General features: G+C 74.0%; 16 protein-coding genes and 3 tRNA genes. 9 read left to right on the top strand and 10 right to left on the bottom strand.

Going from position 1 to position 16,376, the window contains the following annotated elements; genetic code table 11:
• Positions 1 to 64 precede the first annotated feature (64 nt).
• Together GA0070610_RS21710 and GA0070610_RS21705 are read left to right on the top strand one after the other, a co-directional pair.
• Positions 65 to 898, top strand: coding sequence for a class I SAM-dependent methyltransferase (locus tag GA0070610_RS21710; protein WP_089001751.1), 834 nt, complete (start codon positions 65 to 67; stop codon positions 896 to 898).
• A 92-nt stretch (positions 899 to 990) separates the two neighbouring features.
• Positions 991 to 1,806, top strand: a complete 816-nt coding sequence (locus GA0070610_RS21705) for an MOSC domain-containing protein (RefSeq protein WP_089001750.1) — start codon at positions 991 to 993, stop codon at positions 1,804 to 1,806.
• A gap of 51 nt (positions 1,807 to 1,857) precedes the next feature.
• On the opposite strand, the gene GA0070610_RS21700 is transcribed toward GA0070610_RS21705, so the two are convergent.
• From GA0070610_RS21700 to GA0070610_RS21670, 7 genes are all read right to left on the bottom strand, one after another.
• Positions 1,858 to 2,397: a GNAT family N-acetyltransferase gene (locus GA0070610_RS21700; protein ID WP_089001749.1), complete on the bottom strand. Its 540-nt coding sequence runs from the start codon at positions 2,395 to 2,397 to the stop codon at positions 1,858 to 1,860.
• A gap of 68 nt (positions 2,398 to 2,465) precedes the next feature.
• A tRNA-Leu gene (locus GA0070610_RS21695) sits at positions 2,466 to 2,548 on the bottom strand.
• Positions 2,549 to 2,683: 135 nt separating this feature from the next.
• Positions 2,684 to 3,160, bottom strand: a complete 477-nt coding sequence (gene bcp / locus GA0070610_RS21690) for a thioredoxin-dependent thiol peroxidase (RefSeq protein ID WP_089001748.1) — start codon at positions 3,158 to 3,160, stop codon at positions 2,684 to 2,686.
• A 57-nt stretch (positions 3,161 to 3,217) separates the two neighbouring features.
• On the bottom strand, positions 3,218 to 4,303 hold the full coding sequence (locus GA0070610_RS21685) for a hypothetical protein (protein ID WP_089001747.1): 1,086 nt from the start codon (positions 4,301 to 4,303) through the stop codon (positions 3,218 to 3,220).
• Positions 4,300 to 5,016: a DsbA family protein gene (locus tag GA0070610_RS21680; protein ID WP_089001746.1), complete on the bottom strand. Its 717-nt coding sequence runs from the start codon at positions 5,014 to 5,016 to the stop codon at positions 4,300 to 4,302. The genes GA0070610_RS21685 and GA0070610_RS21680 overlap by 4 nt, the downstream gene beginning before the upstream one ends.
• Complete coding sequence (locus GA0070610_RS21675) at positions 5,009 to 5,533, bottom strand: MauE/DoxX family redox-associated membrane protein (protein WP_089001745.1); 525 nt, start codon at positions 5,531 to 5,533, stop codon at positions 5,009 to 5,011. Before GA0070610_RS21675 ends, GA0070610_RS21680 begins: the two co-directional genes overlap by 8 nt.
• 31 nt (positions 5,534 to 5,564) lie before the next feature.
• On the bottom strand, positions 5,565 to 6,155 hold the full coding sequence (locus tag GA0070610_RS21670) for a sigma factor-like helix-turn-helix DNA-binding protein (RefSeq protein ID WP_089001744.1): 591 nt from the start codon (positions 6,153 to 6,155) through the stop codon (positions 5,565 to 5,567).
• A gap of 107 nt (positions 6,156 to 6,262) precedes the next feature.
• Between GA0070610_RS21670 and GA0070610_RS21665 the strand changes: the two genes are divergently transcribed.
• The 4 genes from GA0070610_RS21665 to GA0070610_RS31990 all read left to right on the top strand — a co-directional run bounded on the left by GA0070610_RS21665 (position 6,263) and on the right by GA0070610_RS31990 (position 10,773).
• The gene (locus GA0070610_RS21665) at positions 6,263 to 6,907 is read left to right on the top strand and encodes a zf-HC2 domain-containing protein (RefSeq protein ID WP_089001743.1); all 645 of its coding nucleotides are present in this window, start codon (positions 6,263 to 6,265) and stop codon (positions 6,905 to 6,907) included.
• 135 nt (positions 6,908 to 7,042) lie between these two features.
• On the top strand, positions 7,043 to 8,707 hold the full coding sequence (locus GA0070610_RS21660) for a copper resistance CopC/CopD family protein (protein WP_172896706.1): 1,665 nt from the start codon (positions 7,043 to 7,045) through the stop codon (positions 8,705 to 8,707).
• 16 nt (positions 8,708 to 8,723) lie between these two features.
• Positions 8,724 to 9,455 carry a YcnI family copper-binding membrane protein gene (locus GA0070610_RS21655; RefSeq protein ID WP_089001741.1) on the top strand — a complete coding sequence of 244 codons (732 nt, stop codon included), beginning with the start codon at positions 8,724 to 8,726 and terminating at the stop codon, positions 9,453 to 9,455.
• Between the two features lie 142 nt (positions 9,456 to 9,597).
• Entirely contained in the window at positions 9,598 to 10,773 is a 1,176-nt protein-coding gene (locus GA0070610_RS31990; protein WP_392567265.1) for a hypothetical protein, read from the top strand.
• Between the two features lie 116 nt (positions 10,774 to 10,889).
• On the opposite strand, the gene GA0070610_RS21645 is transcribed toward GA0070610_RS31990, so the two are convergent.
• Complete coding sequence (locus GA0070610_RS21645) at positions 10,890 to 12,158, bottom strand: glycosyltransferase 87 family protein (RefSeq protein WP_089001740.1); 1,269 nt, start codon at positions 12,156 to 12,158, stop codon at positions 10,890 to 10,892.
• Between the two features lie 75 nt (positions 12,159 to 12,233).
• Here GA0070610_RS21645 and orn point away from each other — a divergent pair, with 75 nt between their 5' ends.
• Both orn and GA0070610_RS21635 read left to right on the top strand, forming a co-directional pair.
• Entirely contained in the window at positions 12,234 to 12,824 is a 591-nt protein-coding gene (orn, locus tag GA0070610_RS21640) for an oligoribonuclease (protein WP_089001739.1), read from the top strand.
• Between the two features lie 125 nt (positions 12,825 to 12,949).
• Positions 12,950 to 13,022, top strand: a tRNA-His gene (locus GA0070610_RS21635).
• A gap of 51 nt (positions 13,023 to 13,073) precedes the next feature.
• Here the strand turns inward: GA0070610_RS21635 and GA0070610_RS21630 are convergent.
• A complete protein-coding gene (locus GA0070610_RS21630; RefSeq protein WP_089001738.1) occupies positions 13,074 to 14,369 on the bottom strand; it encodes a L,D-transpeptidase in 1,296 nt (431 codons plus the stop codon).
• A 286-nt stretch (positions 14,370 to 14,655) separates the two neighbouring features.
• Entirely contained in the window at positions 14,656 to 15,933 is a 1,278-nt protein-coding gene (locus tag GA0070610_RS21625) for a L,D-transpeptidase (protein ID WP_089001737.1), read from the bottom strand.
• 187 nt (positions 15,934 to 16,120) lie between these two features.
• On the opposite strand from GA0070610_RS21625, the gene GA0070610_RS21620 reads away from it, so the two are divergent.
• Positions 16,121 to 16,196: transfer RNA gene (locus tag GA0070610_RS21620), tRNA-Lys, on the top strand.
• Positions 16,197 to 16,376 lie beyond the last annotated feature (180 nt).

The following is a 16,376-nucleotide window of genomic DNA, read 5'->3' as shown; positions in this document are numbered from 1 at the left end:
ACCTCACCCGGGCCAACGGAGCTTTCCCCTACACCTGTTCGCTTCCGGCTGGTAGAACCCTTGCGTGGACGCAACGAAGCTCCGACGGGCCATCGCCCGCACCCGCCTCGCCCCCGTCGCGGCCTTCCCCAAGCGCCTGGCCCGCGTCGCCCGCCACGACGCCAAGGTGCTGCGCACGTCGGCCCGCTGGCTGGTCACCTCGCGGGAGCATCACAACTACACGTACGAGCTGACCAAACTGAGCCGCCACCACCTCGCCTGGTTCGTCAGCGTGGTCTGCGACGTGCCCGTCAAGCAGGTCCGGGCGTACTTCGCCGAGATCGAGTCGGACGACGTGCTGCGCCGGCACATCGAGTCCGCCACCGCCGGCGCCGCCCGCCGGGGTCTGGCCGACAGGCAGGTCCGCTACGCCCGCCGCATCGGCTGGTACGCCATCGTGCGCGCCACGAAGCCGACGCACGTGGTCGAGACCGGTGTCGACAAGGGGCTCGGCAGCTGCGTGCTCGCCGCCGCGCTGCTGCGTAACGTCGCCGACGGCCACCCCGGCCGGGTCACCTCGTTGGACATCAACCCCGAGGCCGGCTACCTCGCCCGTACCGCGCCCTGGTCGGAGGTGGTCGACCTGGTCATCGGCGACTCCATCGCCTCCATCGCCGCGCTCGACCGGCCGGTCGACCTCTTCCTGCACGACAGCGATCACAGCCGGGCCCACGAGAAGCGCGAGTTCGAGGCGGTCGAGAGCAGGCTGGCGCCGGGGGCGTTCCTGCTCACCGACAACGTCACCGCCACCAACGTCCTCGCCGAGCACGCCGAGCGCACCGGCCGGCGGTTCCTCGCCTACCGGGAGACCCCCGCCAACCACTGGTATCCGGGAGACGGCATCGGCGTCGCCTGGTGAGGCGCCCCCTCAGACCCGGCGCGGACGTCCGGGTGGGCAGCCCAGCACTCTCCGGGGCAACGGTCGGCCGCGGGCCGTGGCAGGGTGGGCGCATGCGGTTGAGCGCCATCCACACGTACCCCGTCAAGGGCTGCCACCGGCTCGACCACGACGTCGCGCCGGTCGAGCCGTGGGGCCTGGCCGGCGACCGGCGCTGGATGATCGTCGACGCCGGGGGCGTCGGCGTCACCCAGCGGGAGACCGTGCGTCTGGTCGCCCTGCACGCCACGCCGCACGGCGGCGGGCTGCTGCTGCGCGCCGAGGGGCATCCCGAGCTGGACGTGCCCGAGCCGACGGGCGGCGAGCCGGTCGCGGTGCGGACGTTCCGCAACCGGAAGCTGCCGGTGCCCGCGCTCCCCGCCGGGCCGGCGGCCGACGCCTGGGTCGGTCAGGTCCTGGGCCGCGCCGCCCGGCTGGTCTGGCTCGCCCGACCGACCCGGCACATCCCGCCGGGGGGCCGGGAGCACGACACCGGCGACCAGGTCAGCTTCGCCGACGCCTATCCGCTGCTGCTGGCCACCGCCGCCTCGCTCGACGCGCTCAACGGCTGGCTCGCCGAGGCCGGCGAGGAGCCCGTGCCGATGGCGCGGTTCCGCCCCAACCTGGTGGTGGAGGGTGCGTCGGCCTGGGCCGAGGACGACTGGGCCGGCCGCCCGCTGCGCATCGGCGGCGTCCGCTTCCGCGCCGCCGGGCCGTGCGACCGCTGCGTGGTCACGACCACCGACCAGGAGACGGGCGTACGCGGGAAGGAACCACTGCGCACCCTGGGCCGCCACCGCAACGTCAACCGGAAGCTCCTCTTCGGACTGCACCTGGTTCCGGAGGAAACGGGCAGCATCGCGCTCGGCGACGAGCTGCTGGTGGGCTGACCGCCGGGGCGGGGCGCACCGGTCCGGGGCTGCGGTGCGGACGCGCTCCGCTCAGCGGGCAGGTGCCCCCGGGGCGGTGAGGTCCAGCCACATGAGGATCTCGTCGCGGTCGTCGCCGGGAGCGACCCGCAGCGCGCCGGGCAGCCGGCCGATCTCCCGGTAACCGAGGCGCCGGTAGAACCGGTCCAGCCCCAGCCCGTCCCGGACGGTCACGTGCAGCGCCTCCCAGCCCATCGTGCGGCCGAGGCGCTCGGCCTCGCGCATCAGCGCGGCACCGTACCCGTGGCCCTGGGTGTCGGGGTGGACCATCACCCGCTTCAGCACGCACCAGTGTGCCTTGAGGTCGAACCGGTTGTCGCAGAAGATCAGCGCGGCGACGGGTCGCTCACCCGCGTACCCGGTGAGCAGGCGGTCCGGGCCGTCGACGATGTCGGCGAAGGTGGGCTCCGCCGTGTGCCGGACGTCGGCGGCGGTGACCGGTGGTACGAAGCCGACCGCGCCGCCGGCGTTGGTGACGTCGCCCCAGAGGTCGACGATCTGCTCGCGCAGCTCGGGGGTCAGCTCGGGATCGAGGACGAAGCGCAGGCTCACCCGGTAATCCTGACCGCGCGGGCCCGCGCCGACCCGCGATCGTGATGCGCGCGACAGGCGGTGCTCGGTGCGGGAGGGGGGATTCGAACCCCCACGTCCTTTCGGACAATAGGACCTAAACCTACCGCGGCTGCCATTACGCCACTCCCGCCGACCCGCTGAGTCTAGAGTGTCGTGCCGCAACGGTGGTGGGCCCGGCCACGGAGGTCGACCCCCCGGGTGCCCGGCCGGCGGCGCGACCGGGCACCGGGGGCCGCGAAACGGGCGGACGGCGTGCGCCGGCGCCTCAGTCCAACCCGAGGTCCCGGCGCAGCTTGGCGACGTGACCGGTGGCCTTGACGTTGTAGAGCGCGCGCTCGATCTTGCCGTCCGCGTCGATCACGAAGGTCGAGCGGATCACGCCGGTCACCGTCCTGCCGTACGACTGCTTCTCGCCGTACGCGCCGTAGGCGGTCAGCACGGACTTGTCGGTGTCGGCGACCAGCGGGAAGGTGATGGCGTCGCGCTCGCGGAACTTCGCCAGACTCTCGGGCTTGTCAGGGGAGATCCCGACGACTTCGTAGCCGGCGGCCTGGAGCGAGGCGAGCGAGTCGCGGAAGTCGCAGGCCTGCGTGGTGCAGCCGGGCGTCATGGCCGCCGGGTAGGCGTACAGGACGACCTTGCGGCCGCGCAGGTCGGCCAGCGAGAGCGTTTCGCCGGTGTCGGTGGGGAGGCTGAACTCCGGAGCGGGGTTACCGGGGGAGAGGCGGTCGGGCGCGGTCATGGCACGACCCTACCGCCGCCTCCGGCCGTTCCCAGGCGGCACGCCGTCCCCTGACCGTCAGCGGACGAGGGGCGGGGGGTGAGGGTGGGGAGAGGGGCGGGCGGCGTGGAGGCGGAGGGCGCCGGCTGCCGTGGCGCCGACGCCGGCGACGAGGATCAGGGCGACCAGGATCCGGGCCGTCGTCGCCGGCCAGGGCACGGGGGCGACGGCGCGGGCGAAGACGGCGGCGTTGGCCACCCCGGCGAAGAGCGCCAGGCAGGCCCCGGCCAGTGCCAGTGCGAAGTCGGCGGCCGGGCGGCGGGCCAGCGCGAAGACCCCGGCGGCGATGGCGCCGAGCCCGGTCAGCAGCGCCCAGACCTGGCCGCCCAGCAGGCCGGTCAGCACTCCGAGCACGCCCCGCGCGCCGGCGTCCAGCTCCCGGCCGACGGTGAACACCACCGCCGCCACCCCGCCGAGGACCAGCAGCCCGCCGACCCCGGCCAGCGCCCGCGCGCCCGGCCCGGAGCGGGCCGGCAGCAGCCCGAGCGCCCCCACGGCCAGCAGCCCGACCGTGGCGACCACCCACCAGACGTACGCGTCCGGCGGCGGCACCCAGTCGAGGGTGCCGCGAATCTCCCCCGCCTCGGTGCCGGCGCGCAGCGGCACCGTCCAGTCCCGCACCCGGTGCTCCCGGTCGGGGGCGGCACGCACCTGCGGCGGCGGCGCCGACTCCCGCCAGAGGGCCCGCTGGTCGTGCCAGCGCACCGTGGCGGAGCCGTCGACCCGCCGCCAGTCCGGTGCGGCGGCGGGATCGGCCTCGGCCGGCAGCCGCGTGTCCCCGGCGATGGTCCGGTTCAGGTAGGTCGCGGGGGAGCGGGCGTTCTCGTACACGCCGTCGGGGCCGACCCGCAGGTAGGGCTCGCCGGAGTAGCCGAGCACCTCGACGGGGCGGTCGCCGGTGTTGGTCAGCTCCAGCCGCGCGCCCGCCTCGATCATCCGTACGCTCAGGCCGGGGCGGGCCGGGGTGACGGCGTTCACCTCGGCGCGGTAGTCGGTGCCGTCGGGGGCGTCCGCGCCGTGCGCGGCGGCCGGCCCGGCGAACGCGACCGTCGCGGCCAGCGCGCCGACGAGCACCAGCCCGGCGCGGGTCAGGTGGCGGATCACTTGCCGGCCGCCTCCACCGCCGCCTTGATCCCCTCCGGGCTGCGGTCGGCGATCTCCTCGCCGTCGACCAGGATCGTCGGGGTGCCGGTGATGTTGGCCTTGCTGGCCTCCTCCGTCACGTGCTCGGTCCACGGCTTGAAGGTGCCCTCCCGCAGGCAGGAGGCGAAGCCGTCCCGGTCGATGCCGGCCCCCGCCGCGATGTCGACCAGTTCCGCGTCGCTGAGCCCCGCGCCGCCCTCCGGCGGCTGCCGGTCGAACAGCGCCTTGGCGTACTCGCGGTACCGGCCGCCCTCCGCCGCGCAGCCGGAGGCGGCCGAGGAGCGGGTCGAGTACTGGGTGGTGGAGAAGCGGTTCAGGTACGCCACGGGGTGGTAGACGACCCGGACCTTGCCCTCGCTGATGAGCTGGTCGATCGTCGGGCCGCTGGCCTGCTCGAACTGCTTGCAGGCCGGGCAGAGGAAGTCCTCGTAGACGTCGACGGTGACCGGGCCCGAACCGGCGACGATCCCTGTGCCGGCCTCGTTCGAGCCGGTGGGCGCGGTGAAGTCGTCCGAGCGCTGGCTGGAGTAGACGCTCCAGCCGATGAGGCCGGCGACGATCAGGAGGGCCACGGCGGCCACGGAGACCCAGAGCGTGCGCTTGCGCCGCCGCTCCCGGGCCAGCTGCTCGCGGACCACCCGGGCGGCGCCCTTCTGCCCCTTGCGACTACTCATCCTCGTCCTCCACGGATGCGTCCCCCGCCAGCCAACCGTCCACGGAGACGGGGGTGCGGGGCCAGATCAGCAGGAACCCGGCCAGCGCCAGGAATCCCAGGTCCCGGAGGATCTCCGGGAGGTAGCTCGGGGTCTGGCCCTCGGCGAGCTCCCCGCCGGTGCCGAAGCAGCCGCAGTCGATGGCGAGACCCCGGCTCCAGGCCGAGACGATGCCGACGATGAAGACCACCAGCAGCGCCGCGGAGATCCCGGCGGAGAGTCGCGTGGCCAGCCCGACCAGCAGCAGCAGGCCCAGCGCCAGCTCGACGAAGGGCAGCGCCGCGCCGATCACCGTGGCGAGGTCGTACGGCATGACCTGGTAGGCGTTGACGGCGCGACCGGAGGCGGCCAGGTCACCGACCTTGCTGCCGCCGGCGACCAGCCACACGGCGGCCAGGCCCAGCCGGACGGCGACCCCGAGCCAGGGACGGACGGCGGGCCAGCGGGCGACCCGGGTGTGCGGTGCGGTCACGATCATTGGTCGTCCCGTCCCCGGTGGAAGTTCCCGGTCATCCGGCGAGGGCGTCGCCGACCGCCTCGACGAGGTCGTTGCGGGCCCGGGCCACCCGGGAGCGGATGGTGCCCACCGGCACCCCCTCCACGGCGGCGGCCTCGGCGTACGACAGGCCGAGCAGTTGGGTGAGCACGAACGCCGCGCGTCGTTCGGCGGGCAGCCGGCGCACCAGGTCGGCGGCGCCGAACTGGCCGGCGGGGTCCGGGTGCGGCCGGTCCGTCCAGGCGTTGGCGGCGAGCCGCTCGCCGAGCCGGCGGCGACGGACGACCGTGCGCAGATGGTCGGCGCAGGCCCGGCGGGCGATGCCCAGCAGCCAGGTGCGTGCGCTGGAGCGGCCCTCGAACGCCGGCAGCGCCCGGAACGCCCGCAGGTAGGTCTCCTGGGTCAGGTCGTCGGCGCTGTCCGGGTCGACCAGCGCGGCGGTGAAGCGCCACACCTCGGCCTGGGTAAGCCGGACGAACGCGGCCTGGGCGACGGGGTCCCCGTCGCGGGCGGCCAGGGCCCACTCGGTCGCCGACTCCCGCGCGGCGGCGCCCGCGTCACCGGTCGGACTGGCGGCGGGGGTCTCGCGCGGGGCGGGGATCACGACAATCCAGGTTACGCGGCGGTGTCGGGGGCGGGAGGGTCCTTCGGCCCTTCCATGGCCTGCGCCACCTCGGGAACTATTCCGCCGCGTCGTCCGACTACCCCCACATGACATGCGACGACGTACGCGCGGCGCTGTCGGCGCGGCTGGACGGCGAGGACCCGCTGGCGGCGCCGGCGGTGCTGGACGCGCACGCGGAGAGCTGCCCCGGCTGCCGGGCCTGGCTGGCCCGGGCCGAGCAGGTGACCCGGCTGGTCCGGGTTCAGGCGGTGGCGGTGCCGGACCTGACCGCGTCGGTGCTGGCGGCCGTCGCCGCCGACCCGCTCGCGGCGGGACGTGCCCGGGTGGCGGCCCGGGCGGCCCGCCGGCAGGTGCTGCGGGTCGCGGTCGCGGTGGCCGCGGTCGCCCAGTTGGCGATCGCCCTGCCGGTGCTGCTCGCCGGGTTGGGCGTGAGCGTCGATCCGCACGCCAGCCGCGAGATGGCCTCCTTCGACGTGGCGCTGGCCGTCGGCTTCGCGCTCGCCGCGTGGCGGCCCGAGCGGGCCCGCGCGTTCGTACCGGTGGCACTGGTGCTGGCGGTCTGCCTGGCCGGCACCAGCGCGGTGGACATCGCGAACTCGACGACCGCCCTGGTGCACGAGGTCGGCCACCTGGCCGCCGTGGTGCAGGCGGGGCTGCTCTGGGCGCTGGGTCGGGTCAGCGACGAGCCGGACCGCCGGCCGTCGGCCGCCCTCCTGGCCCACCATGGCTGACGCCGCGCCGACCGGGCCGGGCGCGAATCCGCCGGACGTGGGCGCGGCCGGACGGGTACCGGCATCGTCGCTCGCGGTCGCGCCGGCGGCATCGGGCATGGTTGGAGTCGCGCCGGACCGGTCGGATTCGAGAGCATTGCCGGCATGAACGTCGCCAACCGCCGCCCGATCGCCCGGCTGCTCGCCATCGCCGGGCTGCTGGTCACCGTCGTCGCCCTGCTGATCGCACCCGCCGGCCCCGCCAGCGCCCACGCGGTGCTGGTGAGCAGCAGCCCGATCGCCTCGGCCGTGGTGTCGAACGCGCCGGCGGAGGTCGTGCTCACGTTCAGCGAGTCCGTCCGCAAGGTGCCCGGCAAGATCAGGGTGATCGCACCGGACGGGTCCCGCGCCGACCGCGGCGAACCGACCTTCGAGGGCACCGTGGTCACCGTGCCGGTCGACCCCGCCGGGGCACGCGGCACCTACCTGGTCAGCTACCGGGTGATCTCCGCCGACAGCCATCCCGTCTCGGGCGCGTTCACCTACTCCGTCGGCGCGCCCTCGACGCCCCCGGTCGACAGCGGGGACGACAGCCGGGCCGACCCGGTCGTCGGCAACGCGGTCAAGGTCGCCAAGTACGCCGGCTACGTCGGCCTGCTGCTGCTCGTCGGCTCGGCGCTGGTGCTCGCCGCGCTCTGGCCCCGGCGGCTGCCCCGGCGGGGCCCGGCCCGCCTGGCCTGGGCGGGGCTCGGCCTGCTGGCGGTCTCCACGGTGGCGAACCTCCTGCTCCAGGTGCCGTACACCGCCGGCGGCGGCGTGCTCGACGTCACCGGCCAGGGGCTCAGCGACGTGCTGGGCAGCGCCTTCGGCGCCGCGCACCTGGTCCGGCTGGGCCTGTTGGCGGCGGCGGCGTTCCTGCTCCGGCCCCTGATGGCGGGGCCGGTCGAACGCAGCGACCTGGTCATCCTGGGCGTACTCGGGGCGGCGGCGCTGGTGACCTGGCCGCTGGCCGGGCACCCGGCGGCCTCGCCCGCCCCGGCGGTCTCCGTGGTCGTCGACGCCGTGCACCTGGGCGGCATGGCGGTCTGGCTGGGCGGGCTCGTGCTGCTCGCGGTCTTCCTGCTGCCCCGGGCCGACGAGCGGGAGCTGGGCGCGATCCTGCCGATCTGGTCGCGCTGGGCGGCGCTGGCCGTCTCGGTGCTGCTGCTCGCCGGCACCGTACAGGCGCTGATCGAGGTGGCCACCCCCCGCGCGCTGGTCGACACCTTCTACGGGCGGCTGGTGCTGGGCAAGATCGCGCTCTTCGTGCTGGTGATCGCGGTGGCCGCGTACTCGCGGCAGTTGGTGCGCCGGCGCACCGCGGCCGGCCGGCCGACGTCGATGCGGCGGGCGGTCTGGGCGGAGCTGGCGATCACGGCGGTGGTCCTCGGCCTGTCCGCCGTCCTGGTGCAGACCACCCCCGCCCGCACCGCCGGCGCCGACGTGGCCGGCTCGACGCCCCGCTACTTCTCCACGACGCTGTCCAGCCCGAACTACTCGCTCCAGATCGAGCTGGACCCGGCCGAGCGGGGCAACAACACCGTGCACTTCTACGCGTACACGAAGGACAACCGGCCCCAGCCGGTGGTGGAGTGGCGGGCCACGGCCGCCCTGCCGGCGGCGGGGATCGAGCCCATCCAGGTCCCGCTGCTGCCACTGACCGACAACCACGCCACCGGCGAGATCAACTTCCCGGCCGCCGGGGAGTGGCAGCTGCGCATCACCGTCCGCACGTCGGACATCGACCAGGCCACGGTGACCGCCACCGTGCCGATCAGGTAACAGGAAGGCTCGCACCATGATCCGTCTCCGGCGTACCGCAAGCGCCGCCGCCGCCCTGGCGCTCGGCGCCGTCGCCACCGCCGTCCTCGGCTTCGCGGCGCCCGCCTCGGCCCACGTCACGGTCGACCCGCAGGAGGCCACGCAGGGCGGCTACGGCCGGTTCGCCTTCCGGGTGCCGAACGAGAGCGACACGGCCTCCACCACGAAGCTGGAGGTGGTTCTGCCGGAGAACGCGCCCGTGGGCTCCGTGTCGACCATGCCGGTGCCCGGCTGGACGGTGGCGGTGGAGAAGCGAAAGGTGGACCCGCCGGTCGAGGTGCACGGCAGCCAGCTCAGCGAGGTCGTCTCCAGAATCACCTGGACGGCGGCCGGGGCCGCGGGGGTCAAGCCCGGCCAGTTCCAGGAGTTCCCGGTCTCGATGGGGCCGCTGCCGCAGGTCGAGACGATGGTCTTCAAGACGTTGCAGACCTACTCCGACGGCAACGTGCAGCGGTGGATCGAGGAGCCGCTCCCCGGCGGCGAGGAGCCGGAGACCCCCGCCCCCGTGCTCAACCTGACGGCGGCCTCGCCGTCGGCCGCCCCCACCGGCGCCGCCGCGCCGCAGGCCGACGACGACGATGACGACGCCGAGAGCGACGGAGTGGCCACCGGGCTCGCGGTCGCGGGCCTGGTCGCCGGCGTGGGCGGCCTGCTGCTCGGCGGGCTCGCCTTCTCGCGTACGCGGCGGGCGCCGACGTCGCGGGAGTGAGCCACCCCGCACCGCTGCCCGGCCCGTCGGACCACCCGGCGGGCCGGCTGCTTTCCGGGCCCGTGCCGTGGATATCCGCTGATCAGTCGCCCCTCGTCGGTAAGGTCGGCCGGGTATCCGGCTACGGAGGGGGACGAGGCGAATGCGGTTCGTGCGGGTGCTCGCCGCCATGCTGCTGCTGACGGTCGGGATCACGGGGCTGCTGACCGGCGGGGCGCTCGCGCTGCTCGCCCGGCAGACCGACCCCGGTGGTGCCTTCAGCGCCCGGTTCGAGACCGTCCAGACCCCGGGCCACGCGGTGGTCGTCCGGGACGTCGACGAGCTGTTGCGGGCCGAGGCGCCGTTCGCCCGCGCCGGGCAGGCCCGGCTCCGGCTGGACGCCCGGACGCCCGACGGCCCGGCCTTCGTCGGGTTGGCCCCGACCGACGAGGTGCGGCGCTGGCTCGACCCCGTCGCGCACGCGGAGGTGCGCCGGGTGGCGCTGGCCCGAGGGCCGCTGCCGGTCCGGCTGGAGCCCGCCGGTCCCGCGCCGTCCGCCGGTCCCGCGCCGTCCGCCGGTCCCGCGCCGTCCGCCGGTCCCGCGCCGTCCGCCGGTCCCGCGCCGTCCGCCGCTCCCGCGCCGATCGGGCAGCCCTTCTGGGTACGCGAGGGGATCGGCGGGCTGGAGTGGACCCCGGCGGAGCTGGCCGACCGGGGGCTGAGCCTGGTGGTGATGCGCCCCGACGGGCGCGCCGACCTGACCCTGGAACTGCGCGCGGGGCTGCGGGCCGGCTGGACCGCCCCGGCGACCGCCGGGCTGCTGGCCGGCGGGGTGCTGACCGTGGTGCTGGCCCTGCTCCTGCTGCGTCCGGTGCGCCCCCGCGAGGTCGTCTTCGTGGTCGAGCCCGACCAGGTGCCGGTGCTCGCCGGCCGCCTCGGGGTGACCTCGCTCAGCGGCCTCGGCGCGCAGCCGACCCGGGACAGCGACCGGTCCCGCCTCGCCGGGCGTCAGCTCGCCTCGGTCGGCGCCGCCGCGCCGGGGGCCCGGCCGGCGATCGGGCCGGTGCCCGCCCGTCGGCCCGCGACGCTCGCGGACCTCGTCGGGGACGATCCGGCGCTCCGGCCGCCCGAGGTGAACCTCACGCTGGCCTGGCCGCCCGTCGCCCCCGAGCAGGGGGCCGACCCCGTCGCCGCGGAGGCTCGCCTCCGCCCCGCCGTCCCCGACGCCCCTGCCGCCTCCGAGACCCCCGAGACCGCCGACGCCTCCGCCGCGCGTGCCGCCTCCGCCGTCACCGCGCCCCTCGGCGCCGACCGGCAGCCGCCGGACGACGGGCGCTGAGCCGCGACGGCGAACGGCCCTCCGCGCTGCCGACGCGGAGGGCCGTCCTCACCGGGGGATCGGTGCTACCCGAGAGACGCCTGAGGTAGTTGCGACCAGATTAGCGACGAAGGGCGCTACTTGGGAAGACTGTCCAATTGAGGTGACTTGCCGCACTCGCGTCGCACCGGCAGGGCCACCAGCAGCAGCAGGCTCAGCAGCACGTAGGTGTTGCGCACCAGGAACTCGCCCGGCGAGTCAGTACGCACCGGGGCGACTCCCCAGTCGTGGAAGGTCACCACCCCGTACACGATGAGGGCGGAGGTGCCGACGGCGAGCGCGGCCATCCCACGCCGCCGGCGGGTGCCCTCGCCGGTCGCGGGGTCGGCGCTCAGCGCCGCGTCCACCAGCACCACGACGGCCGGGATGAACCAGTAGATGTGGTGGGTCCAGGTGATGGGGCTGACCAGCGCGCCGACCAGCCCGGTGAGGGCGAGGCCGGTGAGCGCGTCCCCCGCGCGGGCGGCCCGGGCGGCGCGCCACAGCCCGTACGCGGCGACGACCGCGACCAGCAGCAGCCAGATCACCTGGTTGGGCTTCTCGGGTGCGGTGATGCGGCTGAGCAGGCCGAACAGCGACTGGTTGCCGGTGTAGTCCGTGCGACCGACGCGGTCGGTCGCCCACAGCTCGTGCGTCCAGAACCGCCACGAGTCGCGGGGCGCGACCGCCGCGGCGAGCAGGGTCGCCGCGGCGGCCGTCACGCTCGCCACCAGCGCCGCCCGCCACCGGCGGGTGACCAGCAGGTAGACGATGAAGATGCCCGGGAAGAGCTTGAGCGCCGTCGCGAGGCCGACGCCCACGCCCGCCCACCGGCTCGCCCGGGGTACGGCGAAGAGCAGGTCCGCCAGGATCAGCACGACCAGCAGCATGTTGATCTGACCGAACGTGATCGTCTCGCGGGTGCTCTCCACGGCCAGCACGAGCAGGACCGCAACGGTGAGGCTGAACACACGGGGCAGGCCGTGCCGGGCGATCACCGGCGCGAGCAGCCACCGGGTGGTGACCACCACCGCCAGCCCGGTGAGGACCGTGAAGATCGCCACGGTGGCGCCCAGCGGCAGCAGCGCGAACGGGCGCAGCAGCAGCGCGCTGAACGGCGGATAGGTGAAGTAGAGCTCGCCCTGGACCCGGTCGGGCTGCGCGTAGTCGTAGAGCGGGTTCCCGGCCGACCACCAGTCCATCGCCCGCATGTAGATCTTCAGGTCGAAGAAGTCGTGCACCAGGCCGGGCAGGTAGAGCGCCGGCAGCACGGCGGCCAGCGCCAGGACGGCGACGAGCCGACGGACCGTACGGCCACCGGGATCGTCGTCGGTGACGGCGGGCGGCGCGGCGGGTTCGGCTGGCACGGGGAAACCCTAGCGGTCACCGCGCGCCCCGGTGCGCGGGCGCGCGGCCGGGTGGGCTGCGCGTAGGCTGTCCCGGTGGCTGATCTTCTCGTCTGGATCGACTGTGAGATGACCGGGTTGGACCTCGGCAGGGACAAACTGATCGAGGTCGCCGCGCTCGTCACCGATCCCGACCTCAACGTGCTCGGGGACGGCGTCGACGTGGTGATCCACGCCGACGAGGCGGCGCTGGAGGCGATGCCGGAGATCGTGGCGACGATGCACGCCAAGTCGGGGCTGACCGAGGAGGTCCGGCGCTCGACGGTGAGCCTCGCCGAGGCCGAGGACATGGTCCTGGACTACGTCGCCAGCCATGTGAAGGACCCCCGCACCGCCCCGCTGTGCGGCAACTCGATCGCCACCGACCGGGGCTTCATCACCCGGGACATGCCACGCCTCGACGCGCACCTGCACTACCGGATGATCGACGTCTCGTCGATCAAGGAGCTGTGCCGCCGCTGGTACCCCCGGGTGTACTTCGGCCAGCCGCAGAAGGGGCTCGCGCACCGGGCCCTGGCCGACATCCGGGAGAGCATCCGGGAGCTGGAGTACTACCGGCGGACCGTCTTCGTGCCGCTGCCCGGGCCGGACGTGGAGACCGCCAAGGCAATAGCAGCCGGACTCTGAGCCGCCGGGCACAACCCGCTCGGCGGAACCCGCTGGACGCGGCGGGCGGGGGTGGGGCTATTATTGGTCCGCACCCCGCCCGGGGCGATCGACCGGGCGCGGATCCGTCGGGTGTGAACGGCATGGTGGCTGTAGCTCAGTTGGCAGAGCACCGGGTTGTGGTCCCGGTTGTCGTGGGTTCAATTCCCATCAGTCACCCGGTGACCGAAGGCCCCCTCCTCGCGGAGGGGGCCTTCGGCGTTCGCGGGCTCAGTTGGTCGGGGTGACCGTGGGCTCGCCGCTCGCTTCCGGGGCGACGTCGCTCTGCGGCTCGTACGGCAGGGCGCTGCCCTTGACGTACTGCTCCCAGCTCATGTTCCAGTCGGTCCAGCCGTTGCCGTTCTGGAGCCTGCGCTCGGTGCCCTTGACGGTGATGGGGTCGCCGACGCGGGTGTTGGCGAACAGCCAGGCGCCGTTGGCCATCGAGACGTTGACGCAGCCGTGCGAGACGTTGACCCGGCCCTGCTGCCCCTCGGACCACGGCGCGGCGTGGATGAACTCGCCGCCCCAGGTCAGCCGCTGGGCATAGTCGATCTTGGTGCGGTAGCCCTCCTCGGGGCCCAGCTCCTCGAAGGTGTCGAAGACCGTCTTGCGCAGCTTCTCGATGACGACCATCGTGCCGCTGGAGGAGGGGGTGCTCTTCTTGCCGAGGCTGACCGGGATGGTCTTGATCACGGAGCCGTTCTTCGTGACCGTCATCCGCTTGGTCTTGTTGTCCACCGTCATGACCACCGCCGGGCCGATCTTGATGCCGACGCTGAGGTCCGCCCGGCCGTACCAGCCGTCGCCCAGCGGCAGGCCGCCGGCCTGGACCCGGTAGGTGACCTCGCTGTCGGCCCGCCAGAACTCCTTCGGGCGGTAGCGGATCTCGGTCGGGCTGACCCAGTGCCAGATGCCCTCCTGCGCCGGCGAGGAGGTGACCGTCATCCGGCTCTGCACGTCGTCGCGGTAGTCCTCCGGGATGGCCCGGCTGAACTTGACGATCAGCGGCATGCCGACGCCGACGACCTGGTCGTCGCCGAGGAAGCTGCTGATCCGCACCTGCTTGCCGGGCTTCGCCATGGTGGTGAAGGTGCTGGTCGCTGTGGCCGGCTTGCCGTCGTCGCCGGTCGCGGTCACCGTCGCGGTGTACGTCTCGCCGTACTTCAGGGCGCCGGCGGGCAGCCAACTCTTCCCGTCGGCGGCCAGCTCGCCCTCGACGGCCGCGCCGGCGGAGTCCTTCAGCTCGACGCTGGTCTCCTCGGCCTCCGTCGCGGTGAAGGTGATGCCGGTCGACGCGGGCACGTCCTTCGCGTCGGCCTTGGGCTCGACGATTGCGGCGGCCGCCTTCGGCGCGGCGGGCTGGTCGGCGCCGTTCTGCCAGCCCGAGGGCTTGCCCCCGCCACCGTCGGTGCAGCCCGAGGCCAGCGCGAGCGTCACGGCGAGCACCGCCGCCGCGAACCCGCGACGTCGGCCGTCCCGCCGGTCGTCGCCGCGCCGGATCAGCTGGTTGTGGACAGCTCGCATGATTTCCTCACAGTCGTGGTCCCCGGTTGCCCATCGTCCCTCACTGACGCACGGGGACAGGTACCCGTTCCGCAAGGTGAACCGAAACACGCCGTACGGGATGTCCGGATGTTGATAAGATCCGGGGCCTTTCCGAGACGATCTCGCTTCCGGCGTACGCCCACCGCGGCTGGCCCGCGCGCGGCTCGCGCGGCGCCGCCGACCCGGAGCGGGTCGGAGCAGGCCCAGGAAGACGGCGACCGGCCCGCTGGCGCGGGCCGGTCGCCGATCGTCGGTGGGGCGTGCCTCAGAAGGGCGACCCCTCGCCGGCCTCGGGCACCGGCACGGCGCTGCCCTTGACGAACTCGGACCAGGTCAGGCTCCACGCCGTCCAGCCGTTGCCCGGCGCCAGCGTGCGCTCGGTGCCCTTGATGGTGATCGGGTCGCCCACCTTGGTCTTGCCGAACAGCCAGCGGGCGTTGGCCATGGAGACGTTGACGCAGCCGTGCGAGACGTTCTGCCGGCCCTGCACGTGCTCCGACCAGGGCGCGGCGTGGATGTACTCGCCGCCCCAGGTCAGTCGCTGGGCGAAGTCGATTTCGGTGACGTAGCGGTTCGCCGGGTCCGGATCGTCGCGGGTGTCGAAGACCGTGGACTCCTTCTTCTCCATCACGACCATCGTGCCGCTGGAGGAGGGGGTCTTCTTCTTGCCCAGGCTCACCGGCAGGGTGCGCACCACCTGGCCGTCCTCGTAGACGGTCATCTTCTTGGTGGCGTTGTCCACCTTCATCTCGAAGGCCTGGCCGATCTTGGCGGTCGCCGTACGGTCGACGTTGCCGTAGCGGCCGTTGCTGAGCGGGATGCCGGCCAGCGCGATCCGGACGGTGAGCGTGGTCCCGGGCTTCCAGTACTCCGGGGCGCGGTAGTAGGCCTGGGTGCCGTTCGCCACCCAGTGCCAGGCGCCCGGCTGCGGCGGGTCGGTCTGCACGAACATGCGCCTCTGCACCGCCGCGCGGTCCTTCTTCGGGATCCCCGGGTGGAACTCGGTGACCACCGGCATCGCCACGCCGTAGGTCTTGTCGTCGAAGAGGTAGAGCCCGGAGCTGATCACCGACTTGGGCTTCGCCATCGTCGTGAAGGTGCTCGTGCCCTGGCTGGTCACCCCGTCGGAGCCGGTCGCGGTGACCGTGGCCGTGTAACGGGTGCCGTACTTCAGCGGCTTCGACGGCACCCAGGAGGAGCCGTCGGCGCGCAGGCGCCCCTCGACCCGGCTGCCGTTGGCGGTGGTCAGCGTGACGCTGGACACCTTGCCGCCGCCGGGCACCTCGGCGCTGATCTCGGAGCTGACCGGCCGGTTCTTTCCCCCGTCGGCCGGGCTCACCGTCAGCGGCGGCCCGCTCGGCGCGGCCGGGGTGCCGGGCTCCGCCGGCGTGCCCGACGCATCCGGCGCAGCGGACGTGGCCGGCGCGGTGCCGCCGACGAACTGCGCGTTCTTCTTCTGCTCCGTGCCGCAGCCCGTCAGAGCCAGCGACGCCACCAGGCCGAGGGCGCCCACCATCGCCCCGGCCCGCGCGAACATGCCCATCCCCACCTCTGTTCTCGCGTACCTGGCGCACATCGTGCCGCATGCTCGCCCGTTGTCCGCCCCCTGTCATCGTGCGCCGGGAGGTTTTGTCCGTGGATGCCCGTTAAGCTCGGCCGAAGGGGGGACCCGGGGATCGGATTGGAACCCCGCTCGGGAGGCGTGCTAATGTTCTCCCCGTTGCCAACGAGCGCCGCTAGCTCAACTGGCAGAGCAGCGGACTCTTAATCCGCGGGTTCGGGGTTCGAGTCCCTGGCGGCGCACCAGCAATAAAGGCTCTGGCCTGGTGGTTTCCACCCGGCCGGAGCCTTTTTCGCGTACGCCGTTGGTGGTCGCGCGGTGGGTGCTCGGGAGCGGTTGGACGAACGCGGTTCCGGTTGGGACCGGCGCTGATCATCGTTCAGGATGCGGGTGGGAAGACGCGCGACCATCTGTGTGGAGTCGGC

Source organism: Micromonospora echinofusca (genome assembly GCF_900091445.1).
Taxonomy (GTDB): domain Bacteria; phylum Actinomycetota; class Actinomycetes; order Mycobacteriales; family Micromonosporaceae; genus Micromonospora; species Micromonospora echinofusca.
The sequence above is the reverse complement of the archived record's forward strand: the minus strand, read 5'-3'. Positions and strand labels throughout refer to the sequence as shown.

Excerpts from the sequence above, each read along its gene's own strand:
- GA0070610_RS21705 (WP_089001750.1), top strand. The coding sequence starts at position 991 with ATGCGGTTGAGCGCCATCCACACGTACCCCGTCAAGGGCTGCCACCGG.
- bcp (WP_089001748.1), bottom strand. The coding sequence starts at position 3,160 with ATGACCGCGCCCGACCGCCTCTCCCCCGGTAACCCCGCTCCGGAGTTC.
- GA0070610_RS21680 (WP_089001746.1), bottom strand. The coding sequence starts at position 5,016 with ATGAGTAGTCGCAAGGGGCAGAAGGGCGCCGCCCGGGTGGTCCGCGAG.
- GA0070610_RS21675 (WP_089001745.1), bottom strand. The coding sequence starts at position 5,533 with ATGATCGTGACCGCACCGCACACCCGGGTCGCCCGCTGGCCCGCCGTC.
- GA0070610_RS21665 (WP_089001743.1), top strand. The coding sequence starts at position 6,263 with ATGACATGCGACGACGTACGCGCGGCGCTGTCGGCGCGGCTGGACGGC.
- GA0070610_RS21655 (WP_089001741.1), top strand. The coding sequence starts at position 8,724 with ATGATCCGTCTCCGGCGTACCGCAAGCGCCGCCGCCGCCCTGGCGCTC.
- GA0070610_RS31990 (WP_392567265.1), top strand. The coding sequence starts at position 9,598 with ATGCGGTTCGTGCGGGTGCTCGCCGCCATGCTGCTGCTGACGGTCGGG.
- GA0070610_RS21630 (WP_089001738.1), bottom strand. The coding sequence starts at position 14,369 with ATGCGAGCTGTCCACAACCAGCTGATCCGGCGCGGCGACGACCGGCGG.
- GA0070610_RS21625 (WP_089001737.1), bottom strand. The coding sequence starts at position 15,933 with ATGGGCATGTTCGCGCGGGCCGGGGCGATGGTGGGCGCCCTCGGCCTG.